Source organism: Paractinoplanes bogorensis (assembly GCF_018829635.1).
GTDB lineage: Bacteria > Actinomycetota > Actinomycetes > Mycobacteriales > Micromonosporaceae > Actinoplanes > Actinoplanes bogorensis.
This window is the reverse complement of record NZ_JAHKKG010000007.1, coordinates 284595-300884: the sequence shown is the minus strand read 5'-3', so window position 1 is coordinate 300884 and position 16290 is coordinate 284595. Positions and strand designations below refer to the sequence as shown.

General features: G+C 70.1%; 15 protein-coding genes. 2 read left to right on the top strand and 13 right to left on the bottom strand.

The genetic code is table 11. The features are described 5' to 3' along the window. From KOI35_RS23830 to KOI35_RS23790, 9 genes are all read right to left on the bottom strand, one after another. Positions 1-639: a hypothetical protein gene (locus KOI35_RS23830; protein WP_215790185.1), complete on the bottom strand. Its 639-nt coding sequence runs from the start codon at positions 637-639 to the stop codon at positions 1-3. After that, entirely contained in the window at positions 639-2042 is a 1404-nt protein-coding gene (locus tag KOI35_RS23825; RefSeq protein ID WP_215790183.1) for a selenium-binding protein SBP56-related protein, read from the bottom strand. The genes KOI35_RS23830 and KOI35_RS23825 overlap by 1 nt, the downstream gene beginning before the upstream one ends. 59 nt (positions 2043-2101) lie before the next feature. Further along, positions 2102-4171, bottom strand: a complete 2070-nt coding sequence (locus KOI35_RS23820) for a sensor histidine kinase (protein WP_215790181.1) — start codon at positions 4169-4171, stop codon at positions 2102-2104. Positions 4172-4212: 41 nt separating this feature from the next. Continuing rightward, positions 4213-4887, bottom strand: a complete 675-nt coding sequence (gene trmB / locus KOI35_RS23815; RefSeq protein ID WP_308121131.1) for a tRNA (guanosine(46)-N7)-methyltransferase TrmB — start codon at positions 4885-4887, stop codon at positions 4213-4215. Positions 4888-4897: 10 nt separating this feature from the next. Further along, positions 4898-5263, bottom strand: a complete 366-nt coding sequence (locus tag KOI35_RS23810) for a hypothetical protein (RefSeq protein WP_215790179.1) — start codon at positions 5261-5263, stop codon at positions 4898-4900. Between the two features lie 46 nt (positions 5264-5309). Then, complete coding sequence (locus KOI35_RS23805; protein WP_246613640.1) at positions 5310-6245, bottom strand: TolB family protein; 936 nt, start codon at positions 6243-6245, stop codon at positions 5310-5312. 91 nt (positions 6246-6336) lie between these two features. Continuing rightward, positions 6337-6687: an ArsR/SmtB family transcription factor gene (locus KOI35_RS23800; protein WP_215790177.1), complete on the bottom strand. Its 351-nt coding sequence runs from the start codon at positions 6685-6687 to the stop codon at positions 6337-6339. Then, a complete protein-coding gene (locus KOI35_RS23795; RefSeq protein ID WP_215790175.1) occupies positions 6684-7133 on the bottom strand; it encodes an SRPBCC family protein in 450 nt (149 codons plus the stop codon). The genes KOI35_RS23800 and KOI35_RS23795 overlap by 4 nt, the downstream gene beginning before the upstream one ends. Positions 7134-7204: 71 nt before the next feature. After that, positions 7205-7999 (bottom strand): hypothetical protein, encoded by a 795-nt coding sequence (locus tag KOI35_RS23790; protein WP_215790173.1) that lies wholly within the window; start codon positions 7997-7999, stop codon positions 7205-7207. A 118-nt stretch (positions 8000-8117) separates the two neighbouring features. Between KOI35_RS23790 and KOI35_RS23785 the strand changes: the two genes are divergently transcribed. Continuing rightward, positions 8118-8474 carry a hypothetical protein gene (locus tag KOI35_RS23785; protein WP_215790172.1) on the top strand — a complete coding sequence of 119 codons (357 nt, stop codon included), beginning with the start codon at positions 8118-8120 and terminating at the stop codon, positions 8472-8474. Positions 8475-8528: 54 nt separating this feature from the next. Continuing rightward, positions 8529-9173 carry an alpha/beta fold hydrolase gene (locus KOI35_RS23780; protein ID WP_215790170.1) on the top strand — a complete coding sequence of 215 codons (645 nt, stop codon included), beginning with the start codon at positions 8529-8531 and terminating at the stop codon, positions 9171-9173. A gap of 143 nt (positions 9174-9316) precedes the next feature. Here KOI35_RS23780 and KOI35_RS23775 read toward each other — a convergent pair whose 3' ends face one another. The 4 genes from KOI35_RS23775 to KOI35_RS23760 all read right to left on the bottom strand — a co-directional run bounded on the left by KOI35_RS23775 (position 9317) and on the right by KOI35_RS23760 (position 16251). Next, a complete protein-coding gene (locus tag KOI35_RS23775) occupies positions 9317-10618 on the bottom strand; it encodes a hemolysin family protein (RefSeq protein WP_215790168.1) in 1302 nt (433 codons plus the stop codon). A 110-nt stretch (positions 10619-10728) separates the two neighbouring features. After that, positions 10729-12516: a gamma-glutamyltransferase gene (gene ggt / locus KOI35_RS23770; RefSeq protein WP_215790166.1), complete on the bottom strand. Its 1788-nt coding sequence runs from the start codon at positions 12514-12516 to the stop codon at positions 10729-10731. A gap of 49 nt (positions 12517-12565) precedes the next feature. Further along, a complete protein-coding gene (locus KOI35_RS23765; RefSeq protein ID WP_215790164.1) occupies positions 12566-14485 on the bottom strand; it encodes an ABC transporter ATP-binding protein in 1920 nt (639 codons plus the stop codon). Next, entirely contained in the window at positions 14482-16251 is a 1770-nt protein-coding gene (locus KOI35_RS23760; protein ID WP_215790163.1) for an ABC transporter ATP-binding protein, read from the bottom strand. The genes KOI35_RS23765 and KOI35_RS23760 overlap by 4 nt, the downstream gene beginning before the upstream one ends. Positions 16252-16290 lie beyond the last annotated feature (39 nt).

Sequence of the window (16290 nt, the reverse complement as noted above, 5' to 3'; positions counted from 1 at the left end):
CTACACCGTAAGGGCGATGGTCAGGGCTCCGGCGCCGACCATCACGCCGGCCCACAGTTTGTCCACGTTGAACCAGGCCCGGCGCAGGATGTTCAGGCCGACGTATTCGTAGACGAGCACGGCACAGATCGCCATCGCAGTGAACATCGCGACCGTGTGGATGCCGGAGGCGAACACACCTTCCAAGGCGGCCATGGGGCCCAGCGAGGCGAGATGCCCGGAATGCTCGGAGGCCGGCATGGGCGTGGTCGCCAGGACCGGCAGCAACATCAGGCCCGCGCCGTGGGCCGACGACATCAGGAAGCTCCAGCCGATCAGCTGCGTGTTCGACAGGCGCATGCCGGCCCAGCGGAAGTGGCGTTCCGAGAGCAGGCGCCACAGGCCGAACGCGACCAGCACCGAGCCGCCCACGATGCCGACGATGTTGGCGGCCACGATCGAGGACGTGGCCGAGACGACCGCGGCCACGATGGCGACCGAGGCCAGATGACCCAGGGCGATGGGCGGAAGCGAGCGCAACAGGACCGTACGGGAACGCTCCTGCATGCCCCGGGCCACCGCGAAGAGCCAGCCCATGGCCGGGTTCAGGCCGTGAAAGGCGCCGAGCCCGGCCAGAGCCGCGATCTGACCCCAACTCATCAAGAAGGGAAGCAGTACGAGTCGGAGCTGGCGTCGCCGCCCTGCAGACGGGTCTGGTGCACGCGACGACCGCGGAACTCGTCACCGTGCGGGAAGAAGCGCTCGTCCAGGGTCATCCCACCGGACGAGCCGACGTCGAGCTTGGCCAGCCACGCCCCGACGCCGTCGGGGTAGAACTGGTCGTCCCACGACCCGTACAGGGAATTGGTCACGTAGACCCGCTTGCCGTCCCGCGAGACCTCGACCATCTGCGGGCCACCCGACAGGGGCGACGAGGGATCAGAGGGGTGCGCGACCCGGCCGACGATGCCGCCGAGGCGTACCGAACCGACCTCGACCGGATGGAACGGATCGCTCACGTCGTACTGCTTGAGCTCACCCGTGCCCCAGCACGAGACGTAGAGGAACTTGTCGTCGACCGAGAGGTCAATGTCGGTGACCAGCGGCGGAACGGCGCCGAAGGGCTGCAGGGCGGGCGGCAACGACGAAGCCGGAGCGGGCTCGGCCGGAATGTCGATCACCTTGGTCACGGCGAACTCGCCCTCGGACCGGTGCCACACCCAGACCGAGGCGGACAGATCCTCGACGCTGACCACCACGCCGACGAAGCCGTATTCGCGTGACGGGTCATGGGCCGGGCGCAGTTCCAGCGTCATCTGGTACTGGTCACCGAGGTCGACTGTCTGCGCCAGGGTGCGCTTGGCCAGGTCCCAGAAGTGCAGCCGGTGCCCGTACTTACGGCCCAGCAGCAGCTCGGGCACGATCCCGTTCTCGATCATGTCGGGTGTGCCCCACTCCGAGGTGACGAGCACGTCGCGGGTCAGGTGCCACCAGAAGTCGTACGCGAGGAACTGGTCCCCACGATCAACTTCCCACTTCCCCCGTACGTCGAAGGTCGTGTGATCCAGCACGGCGATGCCACCCGGCCCGTCACCGTCGGTACCGTTGCCCAGCGCCGACACATAGATGCCGTCGGGTCCGCAGTGGATCGTGTGCGGCCGCGAGTAACCGGCGGCCGCCAGCGACGAGGCCGGGATCTCCTTGACGATCCGCGGTGAACGCGGGTCGTCCAGCACATCGATCACGTAGATGCGCGACGACCGGAGGCCGGGAACGATGAGATAGCGGCGCGACACGTGCGGATGCGGCGCGGTCGGGCAGAGCGCGCTGCTGCACGCGTTCCACCCGAAGTGGTGCAGCTCGTCGCCGGTGTGCGGCAGGTCGGTCCAGCCCACCACCTGGCCGTACGAATCGGAGCCGGGATCGGTGTCGACGACGGCGATCGCGTCCGGCTGCTGGGCCGACCGGTCGAACGCGGCCACATAGGCCAGCTGCTCGGCCGGGGCTCCGGCCGCGTCACTCGGGGAGGGATAGAACGTCGGATCGGGAGTCCACCGGGTCATGACCTTCATCCTGGCCCGATGACCAGCGTGTTACCAGGGTCACATGTGTCAGCACATTGTCAACGGGCGTCCATGGGCAGCCGGACCAGCACCGTGGTACCAGGGCCTTCGTGGTCGACCAGCTCGATGCTCCCGTGGTGTTTACCGACCACGGCCCGGCTCAGCGTCATGCCCAGGCCGGTGCCGGGGATCGCCGAGTCCCGGGCCCGCGAGGTGCGGTAGAGACCGGTGAACAGCTTCTCGCGCTCGTCGCTGGACACCCCGAGCCCGGTGTCCGAGACCGCCAGCTCGGCCGCCCGGCCCGCCGCCCGCAGCTTCACGCCGATGTGCCCGCCGTCGGGGCTGTATTTGACCGCGTTGCCGAGCAGGTTGTCGACCACCTGGCGCAGCCGCTTGCGGTCGCCCGGCAGCACCAGTTTGTCCGGCAACTCGTCGTCGATGACCAGCGGCGCGCCCTCGACCGCGGCCCGCGCCTTGGCCAGCGAGTCGCGCACCACCTCGGCCAGGTCCATCGGGGCCAGGTGGATGTCGGCGTGCCCGCCGTCCAGGGCCGAGAGCTCCAGCAACTCGTTGATGATGTCCCGCAGCTGGTTGGTGTTGCGCTCGATCACCTCGAGCAGGCGCGGACCGTCGGCCACCAGGCTCTTCTCGTCGGCCTCGCGCAGCAGCTCGGTGTAGGCACTGATCGAGGTCAACGGCGTGCGCAGCTCGTGCCCGACCAGCGCCAGATATTCGTTCTTGCTGCGGATCAGCTGGCGCTGCAGGTCTTCGACGCGGTGCTTCTCGACGAACTGCCCGATGTGCGCGGCGATCCCCGACATCAGCGCGAGCAGTTCGTCCTCGGGATCCTCGACCGTGTCGGCAAACGCCGTCAGAACCCCCAGAGTCTCAAATCCTTCCCGTACGGGCACAGCCAGCGCCGTATGCAACGCACCCGATGCCGCGGTCTCGGCCGAGATCAGGCTCTGCGGCCGTCCCACGTCTCGGATCCACAGCGGCTTGCCCACCTGCCACGCCCGCCCGGCCAGGCCCACCCCGTAGGCCAGATCCACCGGCACCTCGATGTCGGTCTGCCGCCCCGGCGCACTCCAGCGGGCGGCCGACCGGACCACGGCGGCGGGCTCGTCGACCAGCCACAACTCGGCGTGCACCCAGCCCAGCGTGGTCCCCACGGCCTCGAGCACGCGGGGACCGGCCGCCTCGATGCTGGGCGCGTCGGCCAGCGCGGTGGTGACGGCCAGTTCGCACGTCCGGAAGCGCTCCACCCGCTTACGCCGGGTCACGTCCTGGACGGCCTGCACCGCCCCCGCCGTCCGCCCGCCGGGCCCGGTGATCGGGTGCGCGTCGACCAGGTAGTGCCGGGCGCGCCGGTCCGGCCCGTGCAGCACGACCTCGCTGTCGACCAGGTGGTCGCCCTGCAGCGCGCGGAACAGGCCGAGGTCGTCGCGGCGCAGCGGGTTGCCCTCGGTGTCGGTGAGGCCTTCGAGCCAGCTGTCGGCGGGCAGGCTCGACTCGCCCCAGAGCCGGCGCATCCGCTCGTTGACGAAGACGATGCGGCCCTGGTCGTCGCAGGCGATCACGCCGTCGTGCAGGCTGTCGAGCACCGCGTCGAGGAAGCGGCGCTGCCGGGCCAGCTCGTAGCGGGCGAGTTGCTCGGTCAGCAGCAGCCCGGCCACGTGGGCGGCCTCGGCGACCGAGGCGATCTCGTCGTCCGTCCAGGTCCGCGGTTCGAAGTCGGCCGCACAGCACACCGCGAGGACGGCGCCCTTCTTGTCCCGTACGGGATGACCGAGGTAAGCGCCTTTCCGCCCGCGCTCGGTGAGGTCGTTGAGCACCAGCGGGGCGCCGGCGACCAGCACGGCCGAGGCCAGGGTGCCCTCGAGCGGAGCTTCCGGCTGGTCCCACACGCCGTCGCGCCCGTGCCCGCCGTAGATCCGCAGGGTGTCGCCGCGCACCAGGTGGATCAGCCCGACCGGGGCGTGGGCGGCGCGGGCCAGCAGACCGGCGAGCTCATCGGCGCCGCCGCCGTCGAACGAGGCCGGATGCAGCTCGGCGACCTCGTGCAGCAGGCCCTCGTCGAGGCCGCCGGGCCAGGCTTGGCGGCCGGTGTCGTCTTGCCGCTCACCCACCTCCGCAGGCTATACGTCGCTAATTGCAGAAAAGCCGCAAATCATGAGGTACGGCGACGGAAGCGCAGATCGGTGATCGGCCGGCCCGCGCGAGTGCCGCGACGCTCGTACTTCGTCTCCGGGCGGGCGCCGCGGTCGTGGTCGACGAGTTCGAGTTCCGGATCGGCGGCCAGCACCTCGGCCATGCCCTCGGCGTAGTGCGGCCAGTCGGTGGCGCAGTGCAGGATTCCGCCCGGGCGCAGACGGTCACGCAGCAGCACCACGTTGGCCGGCTGGATGAGCCGGCGCTTGTGGTGACGTGACTTGGGCCAGGGATCCGGGAAGAAGACGTGGATCGCGTCCAGCCGGCCCAGCCCCAGACGGTGGATCAGTTGCATGGCGTCGCCGAGTGCCACCCGTACGTGGGAAAGGTTTTGATCTTGAAGGTGGGCCAGCAGACTGCCGATGCCGGGCGTGTGCACCTCGATGCCCAGGTAGTCGCGGTCCGGGTCGGCGGCGGCCATCGCGGCCAGGGCGTCACCCATGCCGAAGCCGATCTCGAGCACCTTGGGATTGGTGCGCCCGAACAGCTCGTCGAGATCGAGGGGCGTGCGGTCGCCGTCCTCGATCGTCAGGCCCACCACCGGCCAGAGCGCGGCGTGCGCGTCGACACGCCGGGGGCTCAGGTGGCCCCGGCGCGGATGGAAGGTGCGGATCGGCGGGTGGTGGGTCGTCACGCCCCCATTTTTACGCAGAGACGTCGATCCGCCCGCTGCCGCCCTCCTGCAGATATCCCAGGGCCTTGGGCAGGAGCCCGGCCACGGGGTTCGGTCCGCCCGTACGCTCGTAGCGCCGGTTGAGGTCCTTGAGATAGAGCGCCGTAGCCTCCTGACCAGGAGCAAGACGGCCGGCGGCACGCTCGGCGCTGAGGATCGCGGCGAACGCGGTGGCCGACTGCTTGAGCGGGTCACGCTGGCCGGTCACCTGGAAGATCAGCTCCCGGTCACGGCCGGTCAGGTAATCGTCGTCACGTTCCGTGTCCGGCTTCGCGGCTCGGGCCGGGCGGACCGGCGGGGGTAGCGGCCGGGCGTTGCCCAGTCCGGAGATGCTCATGCGTGCCTCCTGTCGCCCTACCCATCGGCAACCCGTTTGCACCTGCTTAGCGAGCTGGTTGCACACTGGGCTGGGACCCCTCACGGAACGGGGTACGGGTGCCCTTGGCCAGGTCGACCACGATGACCCAGGAGCCGTTGCGGTACTGCCCGGTCACCGCCGCCTGGTTCTTTCCCAGGTACGCCATCTCGCGGTCGAGGGTGCCGCCGACATCCCGCTTGGACCGGGTTTTCGTGTCGTACTCGACCACGTGCAGCGGCTGGTCGTCGGCCTTGGTCTCGCCCTGTTGATAGGCGGTCCACGAGAGCTTGACCCCGTCCGCCCGCCAGCTCGGCACGACCGCGAAACCGCTGGTCTGCAGACTTCCCCCGCCGTACGCGGCCACGGCCTGCTCGCCGCCGTCGGCCACCGTGCCCACGCTCAGGCAGGCGTCGTAGACCGACTCGCAGTCGCCACCCCGGAACGCGACCCGGGTGCCGTCGGGCGACCAGGCCACCGCGTCGTCGGTGCGCAGCCGCTCGGTCAGCGACGCCACACGAGCGGTGACCGGGGCCGGCTCGGCGGGCAGATCCTCGCCCCGGCAGTCGCGCGGGAAGAGCACCTTGGGCGTCGCCTTCGGGTCGGCGGCCGCGATCGAATAGACCCCCGGGCCGCCCGAGCAGGACAGCGACGCGAACGCGATCGACTTGCCGTCGGGCGACCACGACGGACCGGCCGCGGCCCGGGTGGTGAGCCGGCGCTTGCCACTGCCATCGGCCCGCATCACCCACAGGTAGCCGGCCTTGAGGTAGGCGATCGACCTGCCGTCCGGCGACCATCGCGGGCGGGCCTGGTTGGCACCGGTGGTGAGCCGCTTCTCCCCCGCGCCCTGGCTGACATAGATGTCGCCGGTGCGTACGTACGCGACGAGGCTCGGCAGCGATGGCGCGGCCGCCTGGGCGGCGGCCGGATGCACCAGCGCCGTGGCAACGATTCCGGCCAATGCCGCCGCTCTGCCGAAGACCTTCATCTCGTACGCCCCCCGACGCCCGCCTGCTTTGTACATCGAGAGGATCGTCGTAACCGTTGTGCTCCTAAGCGATTCCCGAACCGAAACTCGGAGATTCCCTCCTTTCCGGTGAGTCCGTCTCCGCCAGCTCTTTGATCCGGGCCAGCCGGTCGTCCCAGCGGCGGGCGGCCGCGGCCATCCAGCGGGCCGTCTCATCGAGCCGCTTCGCCCGTACGACGTAGCGCATCTCGCGGCCGCTCCGGTGCCCGGCGACCAGGCCGGCACGTTCCAGAACGGCGAGGTGCTTCACGACCGCCTGACGACTGACCGGCAGACCCTCGGCGAGCCTGGTGGCCGTGGCCTCCTTCTGCGCGGCCAGCTGGTCGAGCAACTGCCAGCGGGTCGGCTCGGCCAGTGCGGCGAGGACCTCTATCACGGCTTTTCGGCGTACTCGCGCAGGTTCTCCACCATGCCGCGCCAGCCCTCGTCGTGACTGTCGAAGCCGGCCGTGCTCTCCCGCTCGGCCGGGATGGTCAGCGCGGCGAACCCGGTCTCGACCACCCGTACGCGGGTGCCGCCGGCCTCGGGCTCCAGAAAGAACTCGACCAGGGTGGCGTTGTCTTCGGAGGCGACCTCGCCCGGGAAGGCGCTGGCCCACCGGTAGGAGAAGTAGCGCGGGGCGTCGACGGCCACGATCAGAGTGGGGAAGACGCCATACTCACCGTGGTCGAGCCGCATGATGCCGCCGGGGCGCAGATCGATCTCGGCCGGCTCCCCGGTGCCGAACCACGCGCCGACGTGCCCGGGCTCGGTGATCACGGCCCAGACGCGCTCGATCGGCGCCTGCACGAACGTGTCCCGCTCGATCCTGTCGTTACCCATGACCTTGCCTCCGTCAGCTCGCCCGCTAATGTGCAACTCCAGGGTTGCACATTCTGCCGGATGCGCAACCCCTAGGTTGCACGTCGGCGACGGTTGATGTCGTCCTCGATCTCGGGGTCCCAGTGGTGCGGGTTCCAGTCGGCCTCGGAGGCCTGCGCGGTCAGCGGGACCTTGTGCGGGGCGAGGCCGCGGGACTGCTCGACGATCGGGCTGGAGGCTGCGCCCGGCGGCCAAGCCCCGCCCGGGCTGTCGGGGCCCGGGCCCGCGTCGTCGGGGCCCGGGCCCGCGTCGTCGGGGAAGGAGTAGCGGCTCGCCGGGGGCGGAGTCGCGGCGGCGGCCCGGGACAGGGCGGCCGAGTCGGCGGCCAGGCGCAGGACGCGGGCCCAGGTCAGCAGGACCGAGCCGGCCAGCAGGGCGATGCCCACGATCCGGACCACGGTCACCGCGATCAGGATCTGCCGCCAACCGGCCCCGGAGAACAGCTGGACCAGGATCGAGACGAGCACCATCGCGCCGTAGAGACGGCCCACGATACGAGGGCGCTCGTACCAGCGGGTCTCGTCGGAGAAGCGTTCCTTGACCCGGCGGGTGCTGCGGCCGAAGACCAGGAACGCGATCAGCACGCCCGCCGCCAGCACGAACCAGGCCACACTGAGCAGGCCGAAGACGAGGAAATCGTCGGTGCGCGGAATCGGCTCGCCGGGCGGGGGCAGCCGCAGGCGCATCGCCGACAGCGCCATCGAGCACACGGCGAGGAGCACGCACAGCCCGACCGTCACCCAGGTCGCGACATGCCAGCCGAGCGGCGGGCCCTTCGGAACCGAGTGAGCCGACCGGCAGGTGTGCCCCTGGCCGTGCCGTTCCAACGGGACTCCGCAACGCTCGCACCGCACCACGTCGCGATTCTGCCGGATCGTGCCGGTTCGCGCTGCCCCGTGATCTTGCGAAGAGCGGCGGTCCGGAAGCCGACGTACGCTAGGCACCATGACCAGGGCCGGACGCACCCGCGCCGGCCTGTTCGCGGTCTTGATGCTGGTCATCGCCCTCGCCGGCACGGCCCTTGTGTCGGCCGGCGCCGAGCATCACCGCGCCCACTCGCACGATCACGCGGTCGCCGCGTTCGCCTCCGAGCCCACCGAGTCCGTTGATTCCACGCACGAGCATCAGCACGGTGGCGAGTGGACCTCCGTGCCCAACTCGCGCCTGCGGCCCGCCGCCAACGTCACCGTTCGGTGCACGTTGCCCACCGACGGCCACGCCCTGGTAGCCGTCGATCTCGTTGGTCCTCCAGGTGGGGACTGCCGCGACGACCAAGCTTCAAACCCGGTGCTCCGGGTATAGCGACCGCGCCCTTCCGCGCCCGTTTCCTGCCGAAACGAAAGAAGGACCGTCGCTATGCACCCCCAGCCCCCGCGCCGCTCCACCCATGCCACGAACAGCCCGCTGAACCGACTCGTGTACGACCGGTGGGGCCAGTTCGGCCGGCCCGTAGTCCTCTTGCACGGCCTGCTCTTCGACCGGACGATGTGGTGGCCGGTCGCCGCCGAACTGGCCGGCGACTGCACCGTGATCGCCCCTGACCTGCCCGGGCACGGCCAGTGCCCGCACCGCACCGACTACAGCCTGGAGCGGATCGCCGCCGACCTGGCCGGCCTGGTCCACGACCTGCAGCTGCACCGGGCACCGATCGTGGTCGGGCACGGCACCGCGTCGTGGCTGGCGATCGCGTTCGCCGACGCGTACGCCACGCACTGCCTGCTGACCCTGGACGAACCGACCGGCGACCTGCCCGGCTCGGTCGACGACCTCGTCTCGGCGTCGGGGGTGTCGACCGTCCCCGAGCACTACCGGTCGTTCGCCGAGCCGCGGCGCGATCCGGCGCTGCTCAAGGCGTACGGAAGCTGGAAGGCGCAACCACCCACCCGCCGCCTGGCCGTCGCGGGCTCCGGGCCAGGCGCATCGGGCCCGGCTCCGGAAAGCGCGTTCGCCCACCTCACCGACCCGGAAGCCTTCGCCGGCCGCCTACGCGCCCTGCTCTGACGAGCCGATCATGGCAGCGCCCGCCCTCCCTCAGGGGGCGGCCCCCGCACCCATTATCCAGGAGAAATCGGCCGAGCGGGCAGGCTGCGGCCGCCCGCTGTGGACAACCCGGAACTGTGGACAACCGGCCGTGGCCGCGCGGATCAGCTCTCGGTTGGCGACGGCGCGGGCGCCGGCGAGGTGGCCAGGGTGCGCAAGCGGATGCGGGTGATGGCCCGCCCGGTGATTTCGACGACCTCGGCTGAGTGGCCGTCGATGCGTACGGTCTCGCCGGGTGTGGTGGGGATGTGGCCCAGGCGTGACAGCACCAGGCCGGCCACCGTCGTGTAGTCGCCGTCCAGGAGGTTGGTGGCGTCCACGCCGATGTCGGGCAGGTCGTGCACCGGGAACGTGCCGGGCAGCAGCATCGAACCGTCGGGGTCGTGGACGACCGACAGCACGTCGCGGTCGGTCTCGTCGTAGATCTCGCCGACCACCTCTTCGACCAGGTCTTCCATGGTCACGATGCCGTCGATGGCGCCGCGCTCGTCGACCACCAGGGCCAGCTGCTGGCGCTGGACGCGGAGTTGGAGCATCGCGTCGGACACCTTGAGCGAGTCGGGCAGGAAGATCGGCGTGAACATGTGGTCGCGTACGGGACCCTGGGCCTGCACCAGATCACGCAGATGGACCACCCCGAGCACGTCGTCGAGCCCCATCGGACCGGTGACCGGCGCCCGGGAGTGACCGCCGGCGACCAGTTTGCCCAGCGCCTCCTGGGCCGGCACGTCGGCCTGGACCGTCACCACGTCGCGGCGGGGTACGAGGATCTCGCGCAGCACCCGGTCGGCGATCTCGAAGGCGCCGCTGATGATGGTGCGCTGTTCGGGGGTGAACTCCTGCTGCTGGGTCACCAGGTCACGGATCTCTTCGGTGGAGACCTCTTCGCGGGCGGCATTGGGGTCGGCGCCGAGCAGCCGGACCACCATGTCGGTCGACTTGCCGAGCAGCCAGATCACCGGGCGGGACAGCATCGACAGCACGTCGAGGGGCCGGGCGACCATCAGGGCCCAGCTTTCGGCCCGCTGCATGGCGATCCGCTTGGGGGCGAGTTCGCCGACGACCAGGGTGAAGAACGTCAGGATGATGGTGACGATCACGATCGACACCGGTTCGGCGGCGCCGCCGAGGAAGCCGAGCGGGGCGATCAGCGGCTGGGCCAGCGAGACCGCGGCCGCCGCCGACGCCAGGAAACCGGCCAGCGTGATGCCGATCTGGATGGTGGCCAGGAACCGGTTGGGGTCGCGGGCCAGCCGGGCCAGTGTGGCGCCGGATCTGGAACGACGCTCGAGACGCTGGAGCTGACTGTCGCGCAGTGAGACGAGAGCCATCTCGCTGCCCGCGAACAGGGCATTCACCAGAACGAGAACTACGACAAGAACGACCTGCCACCCATAGCCGCCCAAGGCGGATCCACTCCCTTGCTCCCGTACGGCCGAAAGATCAGACCGTACGGGAGCAAGCTGAAAAACATCCCAGGAAAGAACCAGCGCGGCCCTTTCCGTTTCCTATGGGATCAGCGGGGGTGGACGACGCCGGCCGCTCCGGCGCCACGACGGGCCGGCTCGGCCGAGGCGATGAACCCGCCGCCCCGGGTGAACTCGATCGCCGTCGCGGCGCCGAGTTCGGGCACGTCAGGCCCGAACGTGTGACCCAGTGCGGTCAGGGCCGGGCCATAGGTCGTACGGAAGGAAGGCTCTGCTTGAATTCCCGCCGAGTTGCGCTGGGAGGCCCGCGGAGCCGCCATCGCGTCGGGCAGCGACTGGCCCAGCACGACCCGGTTGAGCAGGATCTGCAGGACGGTCGTGATGATCGTCGCGCCACCGGGCGAACCGAGGGCCAGGAACGGCTGGCCGTCCTTGAGCACGATCGTCGGCGACATCGAGCTGCGCGGGCGCTTGTTGGGGCCGGGCAGGTTCGGGTCGGCGGCGGGCGCCTGCGTGTTGGTGAAGTTGAAGTCGGTCAGCTCGTTGTTGAGCAGGAAGCCGCGACCGGGTACGACCATCGCGTTGCCGCCGGTCTGCTCGATCGTGAACGTGTATTCGACGATGTTGCCCCAGCGATCGGCCACGGTCAGGTTGGTCGTGCTCTGGCCCTGCTCGGTCGGGCCGCCGACGGTGGCCGGGGTGCATCCGGTGGCGTTGAGGTCGCCCGGCGGAACCGGCTTGACCAGCGCGGCGTTCGGCTTGATCTGGCACGCGCGCTGCTTGGCCCACGAGTCCGTGACCAGTTTGTCCAAGACCTTTTGCGGCGTGTACGCCCCCACGTAGCGATTGCGGTCGGCAAAGCTCAGCGCCGACGCCTCGAGGTAGTAGTGCAGCGCCTTGGTCACATCCGACTGGGACAGGCCGGCCGTCTCGAGGATGTTGAGCGCCTCGCTGACCGCCACGCCACCGCTTGACGGCGTAGACATGCCGTAGACGGTCAGGTCACGGAACTTCGACTTGGTCGGAGCCGGGAATCGAAGCTTATAGTTTGACAAGTCGGATTTGGTCATGGTGCCCGGGCGGATCGGGAAGGCCCAGGTGCCGACCGGCGTCGAGGAGACCGGCGGGTTCTGCACAGTCTTCACAATGTCGCGGCCCACTTCGCCCTCGTAGAGGACGTCGATGCCCTTCCGCGCGATCAACCGATAGGTGGCCGCGAGATCGGGGTTGCGCTGGGTCGACCCGACCGCGGGCGGCGCGCCACCCGGCAGGTACAGCGCCTTGGTCGCATCGAACTGCCCGAACGCGGCGGCGTTGTCGGCGATCTGCTGGCGGAACGTGGCGTCGACCGGGAAGCCCTTGTCGCCGACCCGGGCGGCCGGCTCGAGCAGGCTCGACAGCGACTTCGAGCCCCACTTGCGGGCGGCGGCGTCCCAGGTGGCGAGCGTGCCCGGCGTGCCGACCGAGAGGCCGGAGACGCGAGCTTCCTGGAAGTCGTACGGCGTGTTGTCGGCCGGGTCGATGAAGTGGGTCTCCTTCATCGTGGCCGGGCCGCTCTCGCGACCGTCGATCGTGGAGACTTTGCGCTTGCGAGCGTCGTAGTAGACGAAGAAGCCGCCTCCGCCGATGCCGGCCGAGAACGGTTCGGTGATGCCGAGCGTGGCCGCGGCGGCGACGGCCGCGTCGACCGCGTTGCCGCCCTTGCGCAGCACGTCGAGGCCGACCGCGGTGGCCGTCGGGTCGACTGTGGAGACCGCGCCGCCGTAGCCGGTCGCGGTCGGGCCGAGCGGCTGTGCGCCGCCCGCGAAGGCAGGGCTGGGCGCCACTAACAGTGCGGCGGACAGGGATGTCACGCCGAGAACCGGCAGAATCCGCATTGATCCTCCGAGCATTTGGATGACGGTCTATCTCTGCCTACCAGATCCGTCAGGAATGTGCCGCCCAAGTCTCGAACATCGCCGCGTACGCGCCGCCCGCCGCCACCAACGAGGCATGCGTCCCCGACTCGATGATCCGGTGGTCGTCGACCACGATGATCCGGTCGGCGCGCATCGCGGTGGACAGCCGGTGCGCGACCAGGATCGCCGTACGCCCCTCGAGCAGAGCGTCCAGCGCGGCCTCGACCCGCAGCTCGGAGCGCAGGTCGAGACTGGACGTGGCCTCGTCGAGCACGACCACCCGCGGCTCGGCCAGGAACGCCCGGGCCAGCGCCAGCAACTGCCGCTCCCCCGACGAGACCGACTGGCCGCGCTCGTGGAGCGGGGTGTCCAGGCCCTCGGGGGCGCGTTCGACGAGTTCGCGCAGGCCGACGGCGTCGACCGCGGCCCAGACCTCGTCGTCGGTCGCGGACGGGCGGGCGAACGCGATGTTGTCACGCAGCGTGCCCGCGAACAGGAACGGCTCCTGCGGCACGACCCCGATCTGGGTGCGCAGCGACGCCAGGGTCACGTCACGCAGGTCGTGCCCGTCGATCGTGATGCGGCCCGAGGTCGGGTCGTAGAAGCGGGTCACCAGCTTGGCCAGCGTCGACTTGCCGGCCCCCGTCGGGCCCACGCACGCCACGGTCTCGCCGGGTGAGATGTCCATATTCAACCCGACCAGCACCGGGCGCTCCGGGTCGTAGCCGAACGTGACGTCCTCAAAGACGATCCGGCCGAAGAGAGGCGGAAGCTCCACGGCAGAAGGAAGCTGAGCGACCGACGACCGAACAGCCAACAGCCCCCGGATCTTGCCGATAGCGGCCTTCCCCTGCTGGTATTGCGTATACAACTGGACGAGCTGCTGCACCGGCTGGAAGAACGAGTTGATGTAGAGCACGAACGCCGTCAGCTCGCCGATGGTCAGCGACCCCCGCAGCACCATCCGCCCGCCGATCAGCAGCAGCACGGCCATCGCGATCAGCCCGATCACCGACGTACCGGGCCCGTAGATCGAATTGATCTTGCCGGTCCAGTCGTTGGCGTCCCGGTAGCCGCCGACCACGTCGCGGTGGGCGACGACGTTGCGCTCCTGCCGGTTGTGCGCGGTCACCACCCGGACGCCGTTGAGGCTCTCGGACAGGTCGGCGAACATCGTCGCGATGGCGTCGCGCTGCCGGTCGTACCCGCGGTCGGCCGCGTGCCGGAACCACAGCGACGCGATCGCCAGTGGCGGCACGACCAGGGCCAGGGTGATCAGCGTGAGCTCGACGTTGTAGTGGAACAGCACCGCGGTGACCACGACCATGGTCAGTCCCTGGATCAGGAACTGGGCGAAGCCGTCCTGCAGCAGGCTCTGCAGCGACTCCACGTCGGAGGTCATCCGGGTCATGGTGACCCCGGCCTTCTCACGGGTGTAGTAGTCGAGCGACATCCGCTGCAGGTGCGCGAACAGCCGGATCCGCAGGTCACGGGTGGCCGCCGCGGCCAGCAGCCCGCTCTTGCGCATGCGGATCGCGGTGGCCACCCCGGTCAGCAGCACGGCCACCACGAAGGCGACCGTGGCCAGGATCAGCACCCGCAGATCGCGGTCGGCGATGCCGTGGTCGATGCCGACCTGCAGCAGGTAGGGGCCCGCCTGCAGCAGCAGCGTCTCGACGAGAATCGCGAGCGACGCCGCCAGCAGCAGCCCGGGCCGGCCGATCAGCAGCCGGGTCATCGAGATGCGCCCGCCGGAGTCGCCGGCCGGGTCGAACGAGACACCGGGGTCGCCGTGCTCGGGCTCGCGCGATTCCAGCCGCGCCACACCGGCCCGCAGGTCGTCGGGGATGCCCGCGAACGGCAGCCCGTTGCCCTTGCGCCCGGCCGCGCCGACCGTCGACCGCCCGCCGACGTTGAAGCCGCCGAACCCGCCGCCGTACATGCTCATGCGGTCGCCTCCGAGGACACGGACGCGGCCAGCACCTCGGCGTAGCGCGGCTCCGAGGCGAGGAGCGAGGCGTGCGTGCCGTCGGCGATCACCCGGCCCGCCTCCATCAGCACGACCCGGTCGGCCAGCCCGATGGTGGAGAGCCGATGGGCCACGATCAGGGTCGTCCGGCCGCGCATCTGCTCGCGCAGCGACGCGTGGATCCGCTGCTCCACGGTGACGTCGATGGCGCTGGTGGCGTCGTCGAGCACCAGCACCGGCGGGTTGACCAGCAGCGCCCGCGCGATCGCGACCCGCTGCCGCTGACCGCCGCTGAGCGTGTAGCCGCGCTCGCCCACCACCGTGTCGTAGCCGTCGGGCAGCTCGGTGATGAACTCGTCGGCCCCGGCGGCCACCGCGGCGGCGATCACCGACTCGCGGGTGGCGTCCGGATTCCCGTACGCGATGTTGTCGTGCAGGGACAGCGAGAACAGGAACGGCTCGTCGGGCACGATGCCCACCTGTTCCCGCAACGAGCTGAGCGCCAGGTCGCGCACGTCGTGCCCGTCGATCGTGATCCGTCCGCCGGTGACGTCGTAGAACCGCGCGATCAGCCGGCCCAGCGTGGATTTGCCCGATCCGGTGCCGCCCACGACGGCGATCGTCTCGCCCGGTCGCACGCGCAGATCAAGACCATCAAGGGCGACAGTTCCGTTCCCGTACGCGAAACTGACGCCCTCGAACGCAAGATCTCCGCGCAACGGCACGTCGACCGGGTCGGCGCGCTCGACGATCTCACTCGGGGTGTCGAGGATGTCGTAGATGCGGCGGGCCGACGCCGACGCCCGCTGACCCATCATGATCATCATGCCGAGCAGCCGGAACGGCGGCTGGAGCATCAGCACGTACGAGTTGAAGGCGACGATCGTGCCCACGGTGGTGTGCCCGTCGATCACCATGATGCCGCCGACCAGCAGCACCAGGGCCAGCCCGAGGCGGGGCAGGTTGTCCAGCACCGGGTTCCAGCGGCTGCGGATCCGCGCGTCCTGCCGATAGGCCCACCGGATCCGGTCGGCGCTCTCGGCCAGCTGCCGCAGCTGGCGTCCCTCGGCCGCGAACGCCTTGACGATCCGGACGCCCTGGATGTTCTCGTCGACCACGGTGGCCAGGTGGGCCAGCCGGGCCTGGATCATCCAGGACACCGGGAAGACCGCCTTGCGCATGCCGACGCCGAGCAGCCCGATGATCGGCATGGTGACCATGGCGACGACGGCCAGCGGCACGTTGATCGAGAGCATCAGCCCGAACGCGACCACCGCGATCAGGCACTGCACCAGGATCGACGGGCCGAACGACAGGTAGAGCTGCACGGCCCGGATGTCGGAGCCGGAGCGCGACATCAGCTCGCCGGTCTGCACCCGGTCGTAGAAGCCGAACGGCATCCGGACCAGATGGGTGTAGACGATGTTGCGCAGGTCGTACTCGAGTTCGTACGCCGTGCGCAGCAGATAGAGCCGGGCCAGAAAGTTGATCAGGCCTTGCAGCAGGGCCAGGCCGACGATCCACCACACGTACGTGCTGAGCTGGGCGGTCTTCTCGACGATGGCGTCGTCGATGCCGACCCGCACCAGGTTGGGGATCTGCACCTGCACGATCAGGCCGGCGAAGGACAGCGTGAGCGACGTGATGAGCAGGGCCCGATGGGCCTTGACCAGCGGTAGCGCCCGGCGCAACCAGCTCTTGGCGGCGTCCGGGTCGATGGACGCCCGAGGTGCGCGGCGGGTCAACGGCGCCTCCAGCCGGGTGGATCTAGTTAGCCTTGCTAA